At 71.6% G+C, this 18,236-nt stretch carries 17 protein-coding genes and 2 pseudogenes; 9 read left to right on the top strand and 10 right to left on the bottom strand.

What is annotated here, in order from left to right; translation table 11 throughout:
* Positions 1-66: 66 nt before the first annotated feature.
* A complete protein-coding gene (locus ABZ877_RS02085; RefSeq protein ID WP_361062721.1) occupies positions 67-975 on the top strand; it encodes an alpha/beta hydrolase in 909 nt (302 codons plus the stop codon).
* Positions 976-1,166: 191 nt separating this feature from the next.
* Positions 1,167-1,732, top strand: a pseudogene (locus tag ABZ877_RS02080) (NAD-binding protein); the annotation flags it as partial.
* Here the strand turns inward: ABZ877_RS02080 and ABZ877_RS02075 are convergent.
* Together ABZ877_RS02075 and tsaD are read right to left on the bottom strand one after the other, a co-directional pair.
* A complete protein-coding gene (locus ABZ877_RS02075; RefSeq protein WP_361062718.1) occupies positions 1,681-2,586 on the bottom strand; it encodes an SDR family NAD(P)-dependent oxidoreductase in 906 nt (301 codons plus the stop codon). The pseudogene ABZ877_RS02080 and the gene ABZ877_RS02075 overlap by 52 nt on opposite strands.
* Positions 2,587-2,658: 72 nt before the next feature.
* Positions 2,659-3,729 (bottom strand): tRNA (adenosine(37)-N6)-threonylcarbamoyltransferase complex transferase subunit TsaD, encoded by a 1,071-nt coding sequence (gene tsaD, locus ABZ877_RS02070; RefSeq protein WP_361062715.1) that lies wholly within the window; start codon positions 3,727-3,729, stop codon positions 2,659-2,661.
* An 85-nt stretch (positions 3,730-3,814) separates the two neighbouring features.
* On the opposite strand from tsaD, the gene ABZ877_RS02065 reads away from it, so the two are divergent.
* Positions 3,815-4,009 (top strand): hypothetical protein, encoded by a 195-nt coding sequence (locus tag ABZ877_RS02065; protein ID WP_361062712.1) that lies wholly within the window; start codon positions 3,815-3,817, stop codon positions 4,007-4,009.
* Complete coding sequence (locus ABZ877_RS02060) at positions 4,006-4,455, top strand: hypothetical protein (RefSeq protein WP_361062709.1); 450 nt, start codon at positions 4,006-4,008, stop codon at positions 4,453-4,455. Before ABZ877_RS02065 ends, ABZ877_RS02060 begins: the two co-directional genes overlap by 4 nt.
* A gap of 10 nt (positions 4,456-4,465) precedes the next feature.
* Here the strand turns inward: ABZ877_RS02060 and ABZ877_RS02055 are convergent, their stop codons facing one another.
* The 3 genes from ABZ877_RS02055 to ABZ877_RS02045 all read right to left on the bottom strand — a co-directional run bounded on the left by ABZ877_RS02055 (position 4,466) and on the right by ABZ877_RS02045 (position 7,166).
* Positions 4,466-5,161: a (2Fe-2S)-binding protein gene (locus ABZ877_RS02055; RefSeq protein ID WP_361062706.1), complete on the bottom strand. Its 696-nt coding sequence runs from the start codon at positions 5,159-5,161 to the stop codon at positions 4,466-4,468.
* A gap of 114 nt (positions 5,162-5,275) precedes the next feature.
* Positions 5,276-6,103, bottom strand: coding sequence for a serine protease (locus ABZ877_RS02050; protein WP_361062703.1), 828 nt, complete (start codon positions 6,101-6,103; stop codon positions 5,276-5,278).
* Between the two features lie 130 nt (positions 6,104-6,233).
* Complete coding sequence (locus tag ABZ877_RS02045; RefSeq protein ID WP_361062701.1) at positions 6,234-7,166, bottom strand: DUF389 domain-containing protein; 933 nt, start codon at positions 7,164-7,166, stop codon at positions 6,234-6,236.
* Positions 7,167-7,383: 217 nt separating this feature from the next.
* Between ABZ877_RS02045 and ABZ877_RS02040 the strand changes: the two genes are divergently transcribed.
* From ABZ877_RS02040 to ABZ877_RS02030, 3 genes are all read left to right on the top strand, one after another.
* Positions 7,384-8,598: a Vms1/Ankzf1 family peptidyl-tRNA hydrolase gene (locus ABZ877_RS02040; protein ID WP_361062698.1), complete on the top strand. Its 1,215-nt coding sequence runs from the start codon at positions 7,384-7,386 to the stop codon at positions 8,596-8,598.
* Positions 8,599-8,663: 65 nt separating this feature from the next.
* A complete protein-coding gene (locus ABZ877_RS02035; RefSeq protein WP_361062695.1) occupies positions 8,664-9,068 on the top strand; it encodes a DUF2795 domain-containing protein in 405 nt (134 codons plus the stop codon).
* A 63-nt stretch (positions 9,069-9,131) separates the two neighbouring features.
* The gene (locus tag ABZ877_RS02030) at positions 9,132-9,326 is read left to right on the top strand and encodes a DUF2795 domain-containing protein (RefSeq protein WP_361062692.1); all 195 of its coding nucleotides are present in this window, start codon (positions 9,132-9,134) and stop codon (positions 9,324-9,326) included.
* A 59-nt stretch (positions 9,327-9,385) separates the two neighbouring features.
* On the opposite strand, the gene ABZ877_RS02025 is transcribed toward ABZ877_RS02030, so the two are convergent.
* Entirely contained in the window at positions 9,386-10,045 is a 660-nt protein-coding gene (locus tag ABZ877_RS02025; protein ID WP_361062690.1) for a class I SAM-dependent methyltransferase, read from the bottom strand.
* A gap of 188 nt (positions 10,046-10,233) precedes the next feature.
* Between ABZ877_RS02025 and ABZ877_RS02020 the strand changes: the two genes are divergently transcribed.
* Positions 10,234-10,650, top strand: a complete 417-nt coding sequence (locus ABZ877_RS02020; RefSeq protein WP_361062687.1) for a DUF6153 family protein — start codon at positions 10,234-10,236, stop codon at positions 10,648-10,650.
* A 126-nt stretch (positions 10,651-10,776) separates the two neighbouring features.
* Positions 10,777-11,412, top strand: a complete 636-nt coding sequence (locus tag ABZ877_RS02015) for a DUF305 domain-containing protein (RefSeq protein ID WP_361062684.1) — start codon at positions 10,777-10,779, stop codon at positions 11,410-11,412.
* Between the two features lie 77 nt (positions 11,413-11,489).
* Here the strand turns inward: ABZ877_RS02015 and ABZ877_RS02010 are convergent, their stop codons facing one another.
* From ABZ877_RS02010 to murJ, 4 genes and pseudogenes are all read right to left on the bottom strand, one after another.
* Positions 11,490-14,273, bottom strand: coding sequence for a hypothetical protein (locus ABZ877_RS02010; protein ID WP_361062681.1), 2,784 nt, complete (start codon positions 14,271-14,273; stop codon positions 11,490-11,492).
* A gap of 3 nt (positions 14,274-14,276) precedes the next feature.
* The gene (locus tag ABZ877_RS02005) at positions 14,277-15,254 is read right to left on the bottom strand and encodes a hypothetical protein (RefSeq protein WP_361062678.1); all 978 of its coding nucleotides are present in this window, start codon (positions 15,252-15,254) and stop codon (positions 14,277-14,279) included.
* An 11-nt stretch (positions 15,255-15,265) separates the two neighbouring features.
* Positions 15,266-16,216, bottom strand: coding sequence for a hypothetical protein (locus tag ABZ877_RS02000; RefSeq protein ID WP_361062675.1), 951 nt, complete (start codon positions 16,214-16,216; stop codon positions 15,266-15,268).
* A gap of 324 nt (positions 16,217-16,540) precedes the next feature.
* A pseudogene (gene murJ, locus ABZ877_RS01995) lies at positions 16,541-18,169 on the bottom strand (murein biosynthesis integral membrane protein MurJ); the annotation flags it as partial.
* Between the last annotated feature and the right edge of the window lie 67 nt (positions 18,170-18,236).

Below are 18,236 nucleotides of genomic sequence, written 5' to 3'. Positions count from 1 at the left end.
CGGTTGAATGCGAGCAGATGGATTCCTGGGAATCCATCTTCGCATCCCGAGCCCATGGAGGTCCGCATGTCCCGTCAGCAGCGCCGAGCCCTCGACACCGTGCTCCGCTCCGCGCCCCGCAGCGACACCCCCCTCACCCCCGCCGAACAGCGCGCCGCCTTCGCCGCCGCCATGACGCGACCGGCACCCGACGGCGTCACCACCCGCGACACCGTTCTCGGCGGCCGCCCCGCCCTGGAACTCGAACCGGCCGGGGCAGCCGCGCGCGGCCACCTGCTCTACCTCCACGGCGGTGGCTACGTCATCGGCTCACCGGCCACCCACGTCGGGCTGGTCGGTGATCTCGCCGCCCGCGCCGGGCTGCGCGCGACCTCCGTGGACTACCGGCTGGCGCCCGAACACCCCTTCCCCGCAGCGGTCGACGACGGGCTCGCCGCCTATCGCGAACTGCTGGCGAACGGCACCGACCCGCGCGAACTCGTCGTGGCCGGTGACTCGGCCGGCGGCGGCCTCAGCATCGCCACGCTCCTCGCCGCCCGCGAGGCCGGGCTGCCGCAGCCCGCCGCTGTGGTCGTCTTCTCCCCCTGGGTCGACCTCACCCTCTCCGGGGCGAGCATGCGGACCAAGGAGGACGCCGACCCGATCTTCACCGAGGCCGACGTGCGCGCCTACGCCGACCTCTACGTCCCTGCCGGCGACCGGCGCCACCCGCTGGCCAGCCCGGTCCTCGCCGACCTCTCCGGTCTCCCGCCCCTGCTCGTGCAGGTCGGCGCGAACGAGGTCCTGCTCGACGACGCGATCCGCCTGGCCGCCCGCGCGGGCACCGCCGACGTCGACACCACCCTGGAGATCGGCCCGGGCCTCCCCCACGTCTACCAGCACCACTACGGAATCCTCGACGAAGCAGACGCGGCCCTCGACCGAGCGGCCCGCTTCCTGACCGCCCATATTTCCGTCCCGGCCGAGGTGGGCTGAGTGCGGCGGGGCAGGGGGTGAGCTGGGGGCCAGCCCACGCTGGACGGCATGGTGTCGGCGCGGGCGCGAAACAACACCCTCCGGCACGCCCCGGCCCGCAGGTGGCCACAGAACAGGGCGTCAGACCGCGCGGGCAGCCGAGGCCCAACCGCCTGGAACCAGGGCGACGGGACAGGCCCTCCCGGTCCGCCGCGGCCAAGATCCACCGCGCGCACGCCCTGCTCGCGCTCACCAGCATCGACGCCACCAACCTCGAGGCGGCCCTGTCGGCGCGGGTCCTCAAGCCGGACCTGCGTGTGGTGCTCCGCCTGTACGACGACGCGTTCGCCGCCGCCGTCTACCGCACTCTGCGCGCCGCCCACCCCCGCGCCCTCACCCGCAGCCGCAGCGTCTCCACCCTCGCGGCGCCCGCTTTCGCGGGGGCGATGATGGGGCGGCAGATCCTCGGCGCCATACCCGTCGAGCGCAGCGTCCTGCTCTTCGCCGCGCTGGAGGTCGCCGGCCATCCGCATCTGGAGGGCCGCACCATCGCCGAGTCCTTCCGCCCCGGCCACTGGCGCGTCCTCGCGCTGGACACCGCCGCCCGGACCTCGCGGCGGCCCGCGCGTGCGACGACACCGGCGCCCGCTCCACCGGCCTGATCCGGAACCTGCCCGCCGGGTACGTCCTGCGCCCCCAGGACCGCGTCGTGGTCGCCACCACCCGTCAGGGCCTCGCCGAACTCCTCGGCCGCGTCCCGCACCGGACCGGCTCCTGACCGAGGAACGGCGCGGTCAGCTCCGCCGTCAGCGCCGCGAGCCGCGCGCGAGCCCCCGCGTCGTACGCCTGGGCGTGTGCGCGGTCCTCCTCGAACTGGTCGAAGTACCGCCCGGTGACGGCGTCCAGCGCGGGGTCGGCGACCAGGCGCGACACCGCCCTGGCACCGTCGTCCGGACTCGCGGCAGGCGTGAAACCGCTCCCCCGCACCATCGGCGTGTCCATGAGGTGGGCGGGGTGCAGCGCGTTGACGGTGATCTTGTGCGGTGCGCTCTCGGCCGCCAGGTCGAAGGTGGCCATGATCAGGGCCAGTTTGCTGCGGCAGTAGGCGTTCACACCGTCGTAGGCGCGCTCCAGCATCACGTCGTCGAAGTCGACGGGTGCCTGCCCCGCCGATGCCACATTGACCACCCGTGAGGGCGCCGAGGTCGTCAGGAGCGGCAGGAGGCGGCGCGTGAGGACGTACGGCGCCAAGTGGTTGACGGCGAACCGCAGTTCGTGGCCCTGTCGGCTCGTCTCGCGCACGCTCGGGTCGCTGCCGCCTCCCAGCGCGGCGTTGTTGACGAGGACGTCCAGCCGCGGCTCGGCGGCGAGCACGGCGTCGGCCAGCGTACGCACTTGTTCGAGATCGGCCAGGTCACCCTGGTACGTACGCACGTCGCTGTCCGGCGCCCGAGCCTCGATGTCGGCGGCGACCTCGGCAAGTCTCGCCCGATCGCGCCCGTGGAGCAGCAGTGTCGCGCCGCGGGTCGCCAGCAGGCGGGCGAGATGGCGGCCCATTCCTTGTGTGGCCCCGGTCAGCAGCACCGTCTTGCCGTGCAGGTCGTCGTCCGGGGCCGATATGTGTGCACACATGTCGCCTGTATAGGTCCGGCACGGCCTGGACAACAAGCAGGCCGAGCCCGTGTCGGCTCCGGTGACACGACGTCAGGCGGCCTGGGCCCCAACCGTCGGCAACGGGCAGAGCGAGGCGTACGTGAGAGGCGCCGACGGGTCGATCGACACATCGAGCGGCGCGGGCTCCGCGCCACCGCGCAGAAGCAGGTCGCCGACGGCCGCGATCATCGCGCCGTTGTCGGTGCACAACGTCATCGGCGGCACCCGCAACTCGATGCCCGCGTCCCGGCAGCGCTCCTCGGCGAGCGCCCGCACGCGCGAGTTCGCCGCCACGCCCCCGACCACGATCAGCGTCCGCACGTCATGGTCCCGGCACGCCTGCACCGCCTTGCGGGTCAACACATCCGCGACGGCCTCCTGCAGCGCCGCCGCGCCGTCGGCGACCGGCGGCTCCTCTCCGCGCGACCGGTAGCGCTCCGCCCAGCGTGCGGCGGCCGTCTTCAGGCCCGAGAAGGAGAACGCGTACGGGTCGTCACCCGGCCTTGTCAGCGGGCGCGGAAACGACACCGACGCCGGGTCGCCGTCCCGGGCGGCCCGGTCGATGGCGGGCCCGCCCGGATAGGGCAGGCTCAGGATGCGGGCCACCTTGTCGAAGCACTCCCCGGCGGCGTCGTCGAGCGTGTCGCCCAGGTGCAGGATCGGCTCGCGCACCAGGTCGCGTACGAGGAGCAGGGAGGTGTGGCCGCCCGAGACGATCAGGACCATGCACGGCTCGGGCAGCGGCCCGTGCTCCAGGGTGTCGGCGGCGACGTGTCCCGCCAGGTGATGGACCCCGTACAGCGGGACTCCCGCCGCGTACGCCAGGGACTTCGCACCGGCCAGCCCGACCTGGAGGGCGCCGGAGAGCCCCGGCCCGGTGGTGACGGCCACCGCGTCGATCTCCGCCAAGCGCAGCCCGGCTTGGGCGAGCGCCTGCCGCACGACCGGCCTGAACGCTTCGAGGTGCGCGCGGGAGGCGATCTCGGGCACCACGCCGCCGAACCGCGCGTGCTCGTCCATGCTCGACGCCACCACATGGGCCAGGAGCTTCCCGTCCCGCACGATGCCCGCGCCGGTCTCGTCACAGGACGACTCGATCCCCAGCACCACTGGCCCACCCACGACAACCTCCTAATGCACTAATTTACCAGTTGCAATATATGTGCAATAATGCAGCGTCTCGCGCGTCGCCGGTATCTTCTGCGCGGTGGCTCCTTCGCTGACGCACGCGCACGCGACCTTGACCGACACCGCCCGCATCCACTGGGTACGGACGGAGAACGCCACGCACCGAACGCAAGGCACCCCGCCCGTAATCCTGCTCCACGGCGGCCCCGGCCTCCCGAACTACCTGACCGACGTCGCCGCCCTGCTCAACACACGGAACGGGCGCGGCGCATGACGCCGGTTCAGCAAGCCCGGCTGCGCGAGTTGGAAGGTCTGTCGTGGCGCACAGAGGCGCAGGAGGTCGAGCTGCTGACGCTGTCCTGGTTCACGGATCACGCCGACCCCGGACGCGCGTGGGAGTGGGCCGCGCGGGATGCCCGGCGTCGGCGTCCGGTCAATTGGACGATGAACCGTGAACTCGGTGCGGAAGGGCGTGCCGACCCGCTCGACCGGCGCCTCGGCGAGTTGCGCGCCAGCCTGCCCGCGCAGGCGGAGATCCTCGGCGGCGCCGACGACCCCCGCCCCCTGTCCGCCCTCGCCTCGCTCGCCTCACGCCTCGGTGTTCCGCTGACCCGGATCGACGGTGCGGGGCACGAACCCTGGCTGGAGCGTCTTGCCGAGACCCGCTCCCACCTGCGACGGTTCGTCAGCGGGGCGATCGAACGCCATCGGTGTGCGTGACGGCACCCCGTCAGTCGTCCAGCAGGCAGCAGTCGCCGCACTTCCCGCCGCCGGGCGCCCGGTAGAAGAGGCAGCAACTGCGGCGCCGGAAGGTGAGGTCGGGGCCGGTGACGTCGCCCGTGCCGCTGAGGCGTCCGGTGGTCAGCAGGGCGTGGGTCAGAGGCATCAGCGCCGGGCGCACCTCGGGGCGCGCTCGCAGTAGTACGGCCGCGGATCCCACGAGCGCGGAGGCTACGTTGCCGTCGAGGAGCCGCATTGCGACCTTCACCTCGAACGTGTCCTCCAGCGCCGCGAGCGGGCCGGACACCTGCTCGTACACCGCCCTGCCAACATCGGGCAGTTGACCGACCGGGCGCCCCGCGGCAGGCCCCCGTAGCCGGATCCCCGAGGTGCCGTCGGCCCACTCCAGGCCGCCGCTCAGATCGAGCACGATGCCATGTATGACCGTGCAGGCCAGTACCGGTGACCACAGCCGCGCGGCGAGCCCGAGGTGGGCGATGGACCATCCGACGCGCGCCTCGTTCGTCGCGTACCGGCGGTTCACCTCGCGAGCCCGCGCGGCGAAGCCGTCCGGGAAGGACAGCGCCCCGGCGTCGGCCGTGGTCGGCAGGGCGAAGAATCCGCCGAGTCCGGCGACGTCCCGGAGCGCGTCACTCGCCGAGATGACGGACGCCGAACCGGTCGGCTGCTGCGCCCGCTCCCCCATCCCCGCACCCCTTCCCGCCGACCCAGCCTTCTTGAGAACTCGTGTGCACGAACCCTCTCACGGCCTGCCTCACGGGATGTGCGCGCACCGGTACGGCGGCGTCCTGCCTCCGGATCAACCGTTGCGCTTGATCGTCTTCTTGATCCAGTCCGCGTAGGCGGGCGCGCTGGTGTACAGCCCGGGCCCCTCGCTGCAACGTACGCCAGGAGCGCCGGGGCCCGAGGTGACGCCGATGAGTTCCCAGCGTCCGTCGCGGCCCCGCTGGAGCTGGGGGCCGCCCGAGTCGCCGTTGCAGGCCATGGCGTGGGGCACCTGGCTGATCGTGCAGAGGCGGGTGCTGCTCGCGTAGCCCGGCGCGCAGGCGGAGACCGCTCCCCTACGGGCGTCGAGCTCCTGGAGCCGCTCGGGGAAGACCCACCCGTCGGTGTCGGGGACGTCCTTGACGGTGCCGAATCCGAGGAGCCGGGTCGCGGTGCCCGGGCGCCCCGGCTTGTCGGCGATGCGGATCGGCTTCTCGGCGACAGGGCGGTCGAGGCGGATCAGCGCGACGTCGTTGCGGTTCGGGCCGAGGTTGTCGCCGTTCTTGTATCCCGGGTGGGTGATCGTCTTGGTGACGGACCGGACCGTGCCCCCGGAGTTCCGCCACTCGCTGCCGACGCGGACGGTGCCGTCGACGGTGACCAGTGTCGGGTCCACGCAGTGCGCGGCCGTGAGCACCCACTTCCCGTCGATGAGCGAGCCTCCGCAGACGCCCTTGAAGGTGGGATCGTCCGCACCCGTCACCGGGATCGACACCATCGCGCTGTAACGCTCGGTGGAGTCCTTCCCGTTGACGATGGCTTGGGCGCTGCCGGACATCATGGCGGCGCACACGGCTCCCGCCAGGGCCACCGCGGCGGTACGCGCCACGGTGCTGCGGCGTGAGGACTTCAGGTTCGACACTGGTTCTCCGATCGGAGGGGCGTTTCGTTGCACGCTCAGCCTCCGCCGCGAAGAGGAACTGATCCATCCGGTCAGCGGGCCTGTCCGGGGTACGGCCACCGGGCCTCTACGGGGTGGGGAGAACCCCAGGTCATCCGTGGCGGACTCGTTTCCTGCTCCACAAGAACTTCTGCACGAGGAGGGTCAGCGTGCCCGCCAGGACGATGCCCAGCAGGTTCAGCAGGAGCTGTTGCGTCGAACCCCGCGTCTGCGTCATGTCGCCGTAGCTGAGCGCCACCGCGGCGTTCGCCGCCGCGGGCACGGTCGTCACGGAGATGGCCACCCCCACCAGCGCACCCGACTTCGCGGAGGTGAGGGACAACATGCCGGCCGCGCCCGCGAGCACGGCGACCACGAACGAGAACCAGTCCGGCGCGTACACGAAACCGGTGTTGGGGCGCTCCGCCTCCAACTGCTCCTTGGTGAACAGGCCGACCGCGTCCATGAAGGCGCTGAAGCCCACCGTCAGCACCATCGCCGCCGCGAAGCCCACGAGGAGCGCGACCAGCGAGCGCAGGGCGAGGCGCGGTGCGCGCTGGACCAGGGCCGTGCAGACCCCGGCGAGCGGGCCGAACTCCGGTCCGACGGCCATGGCACCCACGATCAGGATGGCGTTGTCCAGGACGACGCCGCACGCCGCGATCATCGTGGCGATGACGAGGAACGCCACGTAGGTGACGGTGAGCGTCGACTCGTCATGGGTGGTGTCTTCCAGGTGTTCCCACAGCACGGCGTCGGCGCCCTCGCCGGGCGCGGCCTTCTCCGCCTCTTCCGCGCGGTGCGACAGGGACAGGTCGATGTCGTCGACGGCGATCGATCCCGTCCGGTCGAGCCCCAACCCCTGGAGCCCCTCGATGAGTTCGTCGGCCGCCTCCCGGGCCACGTCGCACAGGACGACGTCCCCGGCCGGGTCCCGGGCCGCCTTCGGCAGCAGCACCAGGTGCGCGGTGCCGACCGTGCTCTCGATCAGACGCAGCACGGCGTCCGTCGTCTCTTCCGGGGTGATCACACGCAGATGCAGCATCCGCGTAACGTAACCGGCCGTGCCCCGGTCCGCGGATGCGAGGGCTCCAGCCTGCCGCACTGACGTGCCTGCCGCATCTTGTCGGACGCACACGCCGACCGGTGTCGACGCGCATTCCTCCGAGGGTGGCTTCTCGATGATTCCCTCGCGGCACCCCGGGTACCCAGGGCCCGTACAACCATGAAACGGGTTGAACCGGCATGACCGAGGAGGAAGCATGCATTTGTCATTCTTGGGGCCGCTCTTCGACCGCTCAGGTCCCTGGGCCACGGTCTACTTCGACCTCGGCCAGAACGACGAGTCCGGGGCCAAGCGGCGGGAGCTGTCCGTGCGCGAGGTCTGCCGGACCCTCCAGGAGCAGGGCGCCGACCAGGTGACCGTCCAGGCGGTCGAGGAGACGCTGACCGGCACGCCTGTCGCGGAGTACCCGACGGGCCGTGCCCTCTTCGCCACCGGCGGCGAGGTGGTGCTGAGCCACCGCCTCTCCCGCGCCCCGCAGGGCCAGAGCGCCACCTGGGCCCCGCTGCCCCGGCTGCTGCCACTGGTCGAACTGTGCGGGCAGGACCCCGTCTGCCTCGTGGCGTACGTCGACCGCACCGGCGCCGACTTCGAGCGGCGCGGCCCTGGCGGACCGCGGGACGTGGGAGGTGTCGAGGGGCAGCAGTGGCCGGTCCACCGCACCTCCACGTCCGACTGGTCCGAGCGGCACTTCCAGTTGAAGGTGGAGAACACCTGGGAGCAGAACGCCGCCGAGATCGCCGAGGCGCTGGCCGCGGCGTTCGAGGAGTCCGGCGCCGAGCTGGTGGTCCTCGTGGGCGACGAGCGCGAGCGCCCCGCGGTCCACGAGAAGCTCCCGGAAGCCGTGCGCGAGGTGACGGTCGAGACCGAGCACGGCGGCCGCGCCCCGGGCTCCGACTCCTCAGCGCTGGAGGAGGCCGTCGAACGTGCCCGCCGCGAGTTCAATCACCGCCGCGTCGAGGCGGCCCTCGACCGCTTCCGCGCCGGACGCTCGGGCAAGGACGACCGTCCCGAGGGCGCCGTCGAGGGCGTCCCGGCCGTCGTCGAGGCCGCCCGCGAGCACCGCATCGACACGCTGCTGCTCCGGCCCGACGGCCCTGATCTCGCCCGCGAGACCTGGGTCGGCCCCGGGCCCGACCAAGTGGCGGTACGACGCAGCGATGCGCACACTTTGGGGGAGAGCGACCCGTACTCGGTACGCGCGGACGACGCACTGCTGCGCTCGGCCGCCGTCACGGGGGCGAACGTACTCGTCCTCCCTCTCCCCGACGACGAGCCCTCCCTGTCCGACGACGCGGGCCGGTCGAACGCGGACGGCACGAGCGGCGCGGAGCAGGCGGGAGCCCCGGCAGGCGCGGGCACCGGTGACATTCCGGTCGGCGGCATCGGCGCACTGCTGCGCTGGACGTACTAGCCCACCCGAGCCCCCGCGACCGGCGCGGAACAGCGAACCATTCGGACGAACCGAGGTGTGCACACATGGAGCGAGGCAGCAATCAGGTCGGCCCCCGCAAGGACGACGAGATGAAGCACGAGCTGGAGGGCTACCTCCGGTCCGGCCAGCACACACATGTCGAGGAGGGCAACGACCCCGAGCCCCCGGCGGACGACGACATCCAGGTCGATCCCGGCGGGCCCGTCACCCCACCGGGCGGTGAGCGCGAGGAGGCCCAGCGGGAAGCCGACACGGAGTCCCTGCGCCTGGAACTCGCACGCCACCTCGAACGAGCCACCTTCCCGGCCGACCGGCAGACGCTCCTGGACGCCCTCCAGGCCAACCACGCTCCGGACACCGTGCTGGACGCCGTGCGAAACCTGCCGGACGGCGCCACCTACACGAACGTCACCGAGATCGCGGCTGCTGTGAGCGAGAGCCGTCCCTAGTTCACACCCGGCACACCCACCATCGGACAACCCGACCCACCCCGCGGAAACAAGGAGACCACCATGGCCGAGCTGAGCCCCATCGACCTGCAGAAGGCGCTCAAAGGCGCCGAGTACCCCACCAGCAAGGACGACCTGGTCTCGCTGGCCCAGAAGAACGGCGCCGACGACTCCGTCGTGTCGAAGCTCGACGACGTCTCGGCGGACCGCTTCGACGGACCGGACGACGTCCAGAAGGCGGTGTTCAAGAACAAGTGACACATGCTCGACGCGAAGGCGCCTGCCGGGTGAGGCCCGGGCCAGGCGCCTTCGTGGTGCTACACGCGGCGCGCCAGCAGGACGGAGTCCTCCGCCTCGACCGGCCCGGTGTCCCGCTTCAGCGTGCGGAGACGCTGTTCGACCGTCACGGGCTCGAAGTCGTCGGGCAGGCCGGGCAGCAGCTCCTCGGCCAGGAACATCGCCTTGCGGTGGCTCTCGCTGTGCTGGGTGAAGGCATGGGACGGCGCGTGGCCGACGACGAGGAGCAGCCCGCCGGGCGCGACGGCCGTGGCGAGGCGGCGGACCACCTCCACCATGCCGCCGTCGGGCGCGTGCAGGTAGTGGCTGGTGACCAGGTCGTAGGAGCGGCCCTCGGCGTCGAAGGTGCGGGCGTCGACCTGCCACCAGTCGACCCGGTCGGCGACGCCCGCCCGCTCGGCGTGGCGGGCGGCTCGGGCGAGCCCCTCGGCGGAGAAGTCGGCCCCGGTCACGCGCCATCCCTGTCCGGCCAGCCAGACGACGTCGCCGCCCTCGCCGCAGCCGACGTCCAGCGCGGTCCCGGGGGCGTGTTCGGCGGCGGCGACGACCAGTTGCGGGTTGGGCTCGCCGCTCCAGAAGCGGTCCTGACCGGCGTAGCGCTCGTCCCAGGCCGCCGGTTCGAACATGTCCTTGGCCGCCTGTTCTCCCTGCGTGCCGCCGTGTTCGTGGTGTCCCGCCATCCGACGCCTCCTGTTGCCGAGGGTGCCGTGCCGCACCCTGCCGTCCCGGTCCGCCGCGCTGTGCACCGCGTGCTGCCGATGATGCATGGATGCGCGCGGAACAGCACATGAAGTTGCCGGTCCGGCAAACAGGCGGCCCCCGGCGGGTGGGTTCCGTCGCGCGCGATCCCGGACCGTACGATGGCCGCATGTCCCGCGCCCTCCAGTCGCCGAGCCACCGCCCCGCCGGGCGCGGTGTCGTGCTGCTGGTGCTCGCGGTCCTGGCCGGTGTGCTGGCGATGCACGGGCTGGCCCCCGGCCCGACGCCGATGCGTGCCGCGCAGGCCGGCGGTGGTCATGGCGCGGCGATGCCGCACGAGCGGGCCGCCCAGGCGGCGGCCGGACCCTGTGCGCACGGCGCCGACGGATCCGGGTCGGGGCACGCGCATCACGCGGACGCGACCTGTGCGGCGGCCGGGGTCGTCGGCCCCTACGCCCCTCCCCCGCCGGCCTCCACTCCCGGTCTCCCGCCCGTGGTGCCGGTGCTGTCCGCCGGTGCGGCCGGGACTCCCGCGAGCGGGCGGGCGCCACCCGACCTGGCCGAACTGCAACTCCTGCGGATATAGGACGGCCCGCACGGCACCCCGCGCCCCGGCACAGCCGGGTGGCCGCGGTGCCGCGCTCCGGCCGTTCCCCCTTTCCGCCTCGACGCGGGCCCGCAGCAGGGCCGCGCATCAAGGAGTCGCACCATCATGAGCAAGAACCTCGTCCGCCGCTCGGCCCTCGGCGCCGTCGCGGGCGCCGCCGCCCTCGTACTCGCCGCGTGCGGATCGGGCGACGACGCCTCCACCGGTCACGCCGGGCACGGCTCGTCGTCCTCGTCGTCCTCGGCGTCCGCATCCCCGTCGGCCGCCCAGAGTCGGCACAACGCCGCTGACGTCACCTTCGCCACCGGGATGGTCCCGCACCACCGCCAGGCCGTCGAGATGGCCGACCTGGCCCCCTCGCGGGCCGGGTCCACCGAGGTCAAGAAGATGGCCGCCGAGATCAAGAAGGCGCAGGCCCCGGAGATCAGGACCCTGTCCGGCTGGCTCACCTCCTGGGGTGAGCCCGTGCCCTCCGAGGGAGCCATGGACCACTCCATGCACGGTGACATGAGCGGCATGATGACGTCCTCGGACATGGACAGCCTGAAGAAAGCGTCCGGCAAGGCGTTCGACACCGCTTTCCTCAAGATGATGATCGAGCACCACAAGGGCGCGGTGGAGATGGCGAGGACGGAGAAGGCGCGAGGCGCCTCCCCCGACGCCAGGAAGATGGCGGACTCCGTCATCACCTCGCAGACCTCCGAGATGTCCCGGATGGCCGCCCTGCTCGGCAAGGACTGACCCGACGACTGACCCGACAGGCGCCGGGCCGGGCCGTGCACGCCGGCGAGCGTGCGCGGCCCGGCCCGGCCGACCGGTCAGCTCACGGGCGCGTCACCCGACGGCGGGCGCTCGACGCCTCCCGCCAGGAAGTACAGGGCTTTGCGCAGGAACACGTAGAGGTCGTGGACGGTGTCCCTGGAGTCGAGCCAGTAGTAGCCGACGAGCCCTTCGTCACCGGCCGACAGCAACACGCTGGTCGCCTGCCGCAGATCCCGTTCGGTGACGTCGCGGATCGCGTCGGCGAGCAGTTCGTCGTCGTCCCTCTCATAGGCGAGGACCAGGCGGCTCATGGAGGGCGGGACCGGGGTGACCGCCGTGGCGATGGCCGCGGTGAACTGTTCGAGCCAGGTGCGCTGCGCGAACGGCGGCGGACTCGGCGGCCGTTCGTGGTCCCGCAGACTCTTGAGGCGCAGGAGCGCCAGGACCCGCAGACTGGTCGGCGCCTCCCACAGCCCTCCGCTGTCGGGGCACGCCTCCACCGCGCCGCTGAGGTCCGCGGGGTACGCGCCCGACGCGACGGCCTGACCCATCAGCTCGGGGGCGCGGACGACCGCCTCGGTGATGAGCGCGCGCCGGATCAGCGCGGAGGGTTCGTGGTGTGCCGCGCGCAGCAGCGCCTCGGCGTCGACCGATCCGATGTGGCGGCTCACGATCGCGCTGAAGCGGTCGAAGGCGTCGCGTCCGAACACATCGGGTGTGGCCTCGTGGCGGGCGAGTCTGTTGAGGTCGTCCATGCTGCGTACGCGCTCCCCCGCCGGCACGTCCTGCTGGCGGCGGCGCAGGATCACCGGGACCGGCAGCACGACGATGCCGATGACCGCCGCGACGACCGGTAGGGAGGAGGGCACCGAAAGGACCAGGGCGATGTACGTGGCGAAGGCGAACAGCAGGAGTGTGGCGCTGATCAGCATCGCGAGTTCTTGATCGCGCCGGAGACGTGAGCGTGCGGCCAGCCTCCTGACGTGGTCGTCGTGGAGTTGGACGATCTCCGCCACTTCGTTCTGCCTGCGCTGCGCCTGCCGCCGGTTGACCTCCTGTTCGAGGTGTTCGCGTTCTTGCAGCCACAGCAGGCGGAAGCGCTGCAACTGCTCCTTCCACTGGGACACCGAGCGCTGAGTGGTGATCTGCTGGAAGCGGGTCGCCACGAGGTGTTCGTCCACGCTGCGCTGCTGGATGAGCGTCACCGTCTCCTGGCGCAGGCGCTCCAGGCGTTCGTCGAGGACGTCGAGGTCGAGGTGTTCGGCCTCGGGTGCCGCTTCCATCAGCGCCTGCTCCAGCTCGGCGGCGAACCCCCGGCTGCTGGCGGTGAGGACGTGGCCTGCGGCTTCGCGCAGCTTGTTGCGTACGTCGGGTGAGGAGTAGCCGACCACGACGAGGACGATGGCGGGCCGGTGCCTGCGCAGTGCGTGGATCTTCTCCATCTTGTGGGCCGCCCGGATCGCCTCGTCCTGTCCGAAGACGGCCTCGATGACCTCGACGGCCAGGACGACGCGGTCCCCGCTGAGGACGGCGAACTCGATGGCCTGGCCGTCGACGACGTAGTCGGTGCGGAAGGGCCGGTTGAACTTCTGCAGGGTCTCCTCGACTGCGCGGCGCACCGCGCACTCGTCGGGGGCCCGGTCGCCGCCCGCCGAGTTCAGTCCCGTACGGACCGCGGTCGCGTCGATGGCCGGGGAGTCCGGCTGCCATGTCCCGAAGACGACCTGGCTGGCCTGGAGGAAGCGCCGGATGTTGCCGCCGCTCTCGGCGAGGAGCTGCCGCACGGCGTCGGGCAGGAAGGGAAACGTGCGGGGCTGCCCCGGCTCCGGTGGCCAGGGGGCGAGGTAGGCGGCGAGTACGTCCTCCGCCTCGACCACGGACAGCTCCGGCATGCAGATCTCCGAGGGCCCGAAGCGCTGGCGCAGGTCGAGGGGCATCTCCTGCCACACCTGCTCCGCGACCGCGGCGACCATGAAGGCGTTCTCCTGGACCAGGTCCTCCACCACTCCGCGGAGCAGTCCGGCGTTGGTGCCGTCGATGCGTCCGTCGCTCGTCCGCAGGAACGCCTCCATCTGGTCCATCGCCAGGGTGAACGGGCGGCCCGCCCGCCGGGCGAGGGTGGCGAGGACGTGAATGGCCTTGCGGATGTCGGACGGCTGGTCGATGGCGCCCGGCACGCCGAGCCGGATCCGCTCCTCGTCGCTGACGTCCTCCGCGAGGAGCCAGCGGTGGGCCGCCTGCCGCAGCGCCGGGTTGGACAGACTGCGCAGGACCCGCTCGAAGGCGCCGTAGCGGCCCTGGATGCGCCTGATGTCGTGCTCCACGCGGTCCGCGACGGCGGTGTAGGACAGCTCGTTGTCCCTGATGGCCTGCCTGACCAGGTGCGGGTTGTCGCGCAGCCGTCTGGTGTCCGCCGTCTCGCCGCCCTCGGGTGTGCGGGAGGCGATGAACTCGTCCATGGCGTATCCGGCGAAGGCCTGTTCGGCGAGTTCGGTCAGCTCGGAGAGCGTCCAACGGGACATCAGTTTGCGGTACAGCAGGAGTGGATCGGGGCCGTCGGCGCGGACGTAGAGGACGATGCAGGGCTTGACCGGCGGCCCGCCTGCATGTGCCGTGGCCAGCGCCACGAGGAGGGTGTGGGTCTTGCCGCTGCCGTGCGGTCCGTGCAGCGCCACCGCCCGGCCGGCCGCCGGGTCCTGCACGTACCGGCGCTGGATCGACAGCAGACGCTCCAGCGGAATCCGGGACAGCGAGGTCGGGAAGTCGTCGAGCCGGTACGCCGCCAGGGCGTCCAGGGTCATGGTGGCGTGCAGCGGGAAGGGGTTGCGGTCCGGAGGCATGGGTCACCTGCCCGCGAGCAGCAGCTCGTCCAGGTACGGGATTCTTCTGATCACTTCATCGTTGCTGAACTTCAGCCGCGAGTCCGGCCAGCGCACCGGCTGGTCCACGTCGACCTTGCCCGTCAGCAGCAGCTCCATCAGGACGAGGACGCGTGCCACCGGGCGGCGCTTCTTGCCGAAGGCGTCCTCCACCGCTTGTTCGTCGAACGGGAGCGCCCCTTCGGCGTAGGTCTCCCAGCGCCGGACGATGACCTCGCGCGCCTCCGGGCCGTCGAGCTCCCCCAGGCGTACGAGTTGTGAGGCGTTGGCGTCCAGGGCCGCCCCGACGTTGTTCAGGACCGCGTCGAAGTTTCCGGCGGTGTCCTCGACTGTCGTGATCAGCAGCGAGTCCACGTACCGCAGACTCCTGTTGGCCAGCGCCAGGAGCTCCTGCTTCTTGACGTCCTCGAGGATCCCCGCGAGCGCCCAGCCCTTCGAGGCCAGATCGCCCGTGAGCTTGAGCAGCGCCTTCTGCAGCGCCGCCGCCATCGCGGCGGGCTTCGACTCCGTGAGCATGTCGAAGACTTCCTCGGTGGACTCGTTGGGCTCGTAGCCCTTCGTGTAGGCCAGCGGATAGAGCCCGAGGACCCAGTCGTACAGCTGCGCCTCGGCCGAGTAGTCGTCCATCCGGCCGTTGGCCACGATCAGCTTGGCCGGGTCGAAGCCGTTGTCCGGTGCGCTCGCGCGGCCCGCGGCCCACCGGTGGATCAGGTAGTTCGCCAGGGACGTGCGTCCCGTCCCGCTTCCCCCGGCGATCACCACGAGCGCGGGCTGCCTGGCGACGGCCCGCTCCGCGACGAAGTCGCCCACGTGCTCGGCGGTCTGCCATCCGTCGACCGGACACCACAGCCGCAGGTCCTGGTCGTCCTTCATCGGGTCGAGTTCACGCCGTGCGTACGGAAAGCCGCGCAGCTCGTAGGCGGCGATGGCTTCGTCGATCATTGTCCTGCAGGTCATTCGTTCCCCCCGTCGGTGCCCTGTGGGACGATCACCACCGCGTCGCTCGCGGGTTCCCAGCGCCATGGGCGGTGGCAGCGGGAAGGCGCCTCACGCGCCGGTGCGGTCGCGGGCAGTACGAGCAGCGGCGCGGCCAGGGTCCCCCCGATGGCCGTCGCCTCCTGCCCGTCCTGGACCGGGCACACGGGGTGCCCGTGACTGCCCTGGAGATAGACGCGGACGCCGAGCGGGTGGGTGATCGCTGCCGCGCCCGCCCGGTCCGTCGGCGCCGGTGTCATCTTCGCGGCGGCCACTCCGGAGAGCGCTGCCGCGAGAACAGCGGTGATCGTCGCCACGAGCAGCCGCTTCCGTATCCGTGCGTACTCCTCCTCGGTCTGGATGAATTCCGCGCAGAGAAGCAAGTCCCGGACGCCTTCCTGCAAACCCGCGAGGGTTCCGCGCCCGGCATCGAGTTCTCGTAGATTGTCCGGAGTACGCCGGGCGTCGTACGCCTTCTGGGCCGTCCGGATTCGCTTCCGCGCCTCGACGACATGATTTTCGAAGGCTTCTATGCTGCCGAAAGTGGCGACTGTGGCCGGCGAGTATTTCTCGACCTTGCTTCGCAACGGCTCGTCGTACGTCTCGGTGCCGCCCGGCACCGGAACCTCGCCGCCGACGGCCTGGGAACCTTCGCCCCGCGCCAGTCGGGGCAGCAGGGACCGCAGATCAGGCGGCCCCTTGCTGATCATCCGCGCGGCGGCGTGCACGGCGACCGTCGCCGCGCACACGGGAATCGCCGCCAGCAGGACGGGCACCGGCCAGTAGTCGGAAGCGGCGACCTTCTCGATATTCGTGAAGGAAAGCCCCGAGAAGAGGATCACGCCCGCACCGGCGAAGATCGCGGCCACCCACTTCGCGGTTTCGCGAAGCGCGGCAGCACGCGCCGCATAGTTCCCGGAGTCGGTCATCCCCCCGCCCCGCCCCTCCTGAAAGCGCCGTGACATGACGCTGCACCGAGGGTAGTTGGCGGAAGTACGGCAGTGGAAGGGCCATGAAGACCGAATCATCGGCCGGTGAAGGGGCCGGGCGGCAACGCTTGTGAGTGGCGTACGGATATTCGATTGCGGCGATAGGGCAGATACGGGAATTCGAGTGCGGCCAAGCGGCTTCTCGATTTCCGCATGCGCGGCGCGGCGGGGAATTCAGGGACGGGTGGGCCGTGTGTGTGCGGTGTGAGACACCGGACGACGGAGGCACCCGGCCCTGGGCACCACCTCGACCTGGCCCCGCGCTCAACGCCCCGCTCGGCCCGGACGCACCGCCCTGAGCAGCGTGGTGAGCTCTTCCACGCGCAGGAGGTGGGCGAGAGCCAGGAAGATGCCAGTCAGGATGGTGCCGCCGACGAGCAGCGCCGCCAGTGCGCCCGGCGCGCTGTCGCCCACGCGCTCGGTCACGGCGAGGGCGGCGCCTCCTCCGGCGAGCGCCGCGGGGGCCGCCGCGCCCACCAGGCGCAGATAGGTGCGCAGGACACGCGCGCCGTCCAGGTCACCGCCCAGCCGCCCGCGCAACCGGCGCCAGGCCACCCCCACACCCACGGCGAAGGCGACTCCGTACGAGGCCGCCATCCCCGCCACGACCCAGCGCGCCGGAAGCGTCGTGAAGCACAGCCAGGCGGCGACGGTGTTCACCAGGGCGACGACAACGGTGTTGTAGAAGGGTGTCCGGGTGTCCTCGAACGCGTAGAAGCCCCGCAGGATTACGTACTGCACCGAGTACGGGACGAGACCGAGCCCGAACGCCATCAGGACATGGCCGATGCCCCTGGCACCGACGGGCCCCGAGCTGGAGTAGAGCAGCATGGCCATCGGCACCCCCAGGGCGAGGAAGGCGAAGGCGCAGGGGACGATCGCGACGGCCGAGGTCCGCAGGCCGTGGGAGATGTCGTCGCGGACGGCGGCGACGTCGCCGTTCTGGGCCGAGAGGGAGATCCGGGGAAGGACGGCGGTCATGACCGACACGGTGATGATGGCCTGCGGCATCTGCCACAGCAGGAGCGCGTAGTTGTACGCGGTGATGCCCGAGCCGGTGTGCCCGGACCGTTCGGCGAGCGCGCCCGCCTTGGTGGCGAGTTGCGTGACGACGACCATGCCGATCTGGTTGACCAGGACGAACAGCAGGGTCCACTTGGCCAGCCCCATCGCCCTGCCCAGGCCGTGCCCGCGGAAGTCGAGGCGCGGGCGGATCCTGAACCCCGCGGCGCGCAGCGAGGGCAGCATGGCGAGGGCCTGCACGGCGAGGCCCAGCAGCGTGCCGAGACCGAGCAGCCGCACGCCTTCGGGGGTGATGGTCGCGGGGCTCACCCCGGACGTGGTGAAGCCGCCGAACGCCCAGATGAAGCCGGTGAACGCGGCGATGATCACGACGTTGTTCAGGACCGGGGTCCACATCATCGCCCCGAACCGGCCCCGGGCGTTGAGGATCTGGCCCAGCACGACGTGTGCGCCCATGAAGAACATGGTCGGCAGGCAGTAGCGGGCGAAGGCCACGGTGACGGCCATCCGCCGGGGGTCGGAGGCGATGTCCGGCGACATCAGATGCACGAGCAGCGGCGCCGCCAGCACACAGACGACGGTGACACCGGCCAGTGCGACGACGACAAGGGTGAGCAGCCGGTTGGCGTACGCCTCGCCCCCGTCGTCGTCGTTGCGCATGGCGCGCACCAACTGCGGTACGAACACCGCGTTCAGCGCGCCGCCGCCCACCAGCACGTAAATCATCGTGGGCAGGACGTTGGCGACCTGGTAGGTGTCGTTGAGCACGCCCACACCGATCGCGGCGGCCATCACGAGCGTGCGCAGGAACCCGGTGACGCGCGACACGATCGTGCCCGCCGCCATCAGGGCGCTGGACCTCATCAGGCTGGGGGCGCCCTTCGCCGCCACCGGCCGCTGAAGTGTGCCGCTTGTCAGGGAGCCGCTGTCCCCTGCC

This window comes from Streptomyces sp. NPDC046939 (assembly GCF_040644575.1).
GTDB lineage: Bacteria > Actinomycetota > Actinomycetes > Streptomycetales > Streptomycetaceae > Streptomyces.
This window is presented reverse-complemented; position numbering and strand designations above follow the sequence as displayed.

Excerpts from the sequence above, each read along its gene's own strand:
- ABZ877_RS02055 (WP_361062706.1), bottom strand. The coding sequence starts at position 5,161 with ATGGGGGAGCGGGCGCAGCAGCCGACCGGTTCGGCGTCCGTCATCTCG.
- ABZ877_RS02020 (WP_361062687.1), top strand. The coding sequence starts at position 10,234 with ATGTCCCGCGCCCTCCAGTCGCCGAGCCACCGCCCCGCCGGGCGCGGT.
- ABZ877_RS02035 (WP_361062695.1), top strand. The coding sequence starts at position 8,664 with ATGGAGCGAGGCAGCAATCAGGTCGGCCCCCGCAAGGACGACGAGATG.
- ABZ877_RS02005 (WP_361062678.1), bottom strand. The coding sequence starts at position 15,254 with ATGATCGACGAAGCCATCGCCGCCTACGAGCTGCGCGGCTTTCCGTAC.
- ABZ877_RS02015 (WP_361062684.1), top strand. The coding sequence starts at position 10,777 with ATGAGCAAGAACCTCGTCCGCCGCTCGGCCCTCGGCGCCGTCGCGGGC.
- ABZ877_RS02000 (WP_361062675.1), bottom strand. The coding sequence starts at position 16,216 with ATGACCGACTCCGGGAACTATGCGGCGCGTGCTGCCGCGCTTCGCGAA.
- ABZ877_RS02030 (WP_361062692.1), top strand. The coding sequence starts at position 9,132 with ATGGCCGAGCTGAGCCCCATCGACCTGCAGAAGGCGCTCAAAGGCGCC.
- ABZ877_RS02040 (WP_361062698.1), top strand. The coding sequence starts at position 7,384 with ATGCATTTGTCATTCTTGGGGCCGCTCTTCGACCGCTCAGGTCCCTGG.
- ABZ877_RS02010 (WP_361062681.1), bottom strand. The coding sequence starts at position 14,273 with ATGCCTCCGGACCGCAACCCCTTCCCGCTGCACGCCACCATGACCCTG.
- ABZ877_RS02025 (WP_361062690.1), bottom strand. The coding sequence starts at position 10,045 with ATGGCGGGACACCACGAACACGGCGGCACGCAGGGAGAACAGGCGGCC.
- ABZ877_RS02045 (WP_361062701.1), bottom strand. The coding sequence starts at position 7,166 with ATGCTGCATCTGCGTGTGATCACCCCGGAAGAGACGACGGACGCCGTG.
- ABZ877_RS02060 (WP_361062709.1), top strand. The coding sequence starts at position 4,006 with ATGACGCCGGTTCAGCAAGCCCGGCTGCGCGAGTTGGAAGGTCTGTCG.
- ABZ877_RS02075 (WP_361062718.1), bottom strand. The coding sequence starts at position 2,586 with ATGTGTGCACACATATCGGCCCCGGACGACGACCTGCACGGCAAGACG.
- ABZ877_RS02085 (WP_361062721.1), top strand. The coding sequence starts at position 67 with ATGTCCCGTCAGCAGCGCCGAGCCCTCGACACCGTGCTCCGCTCCGCG.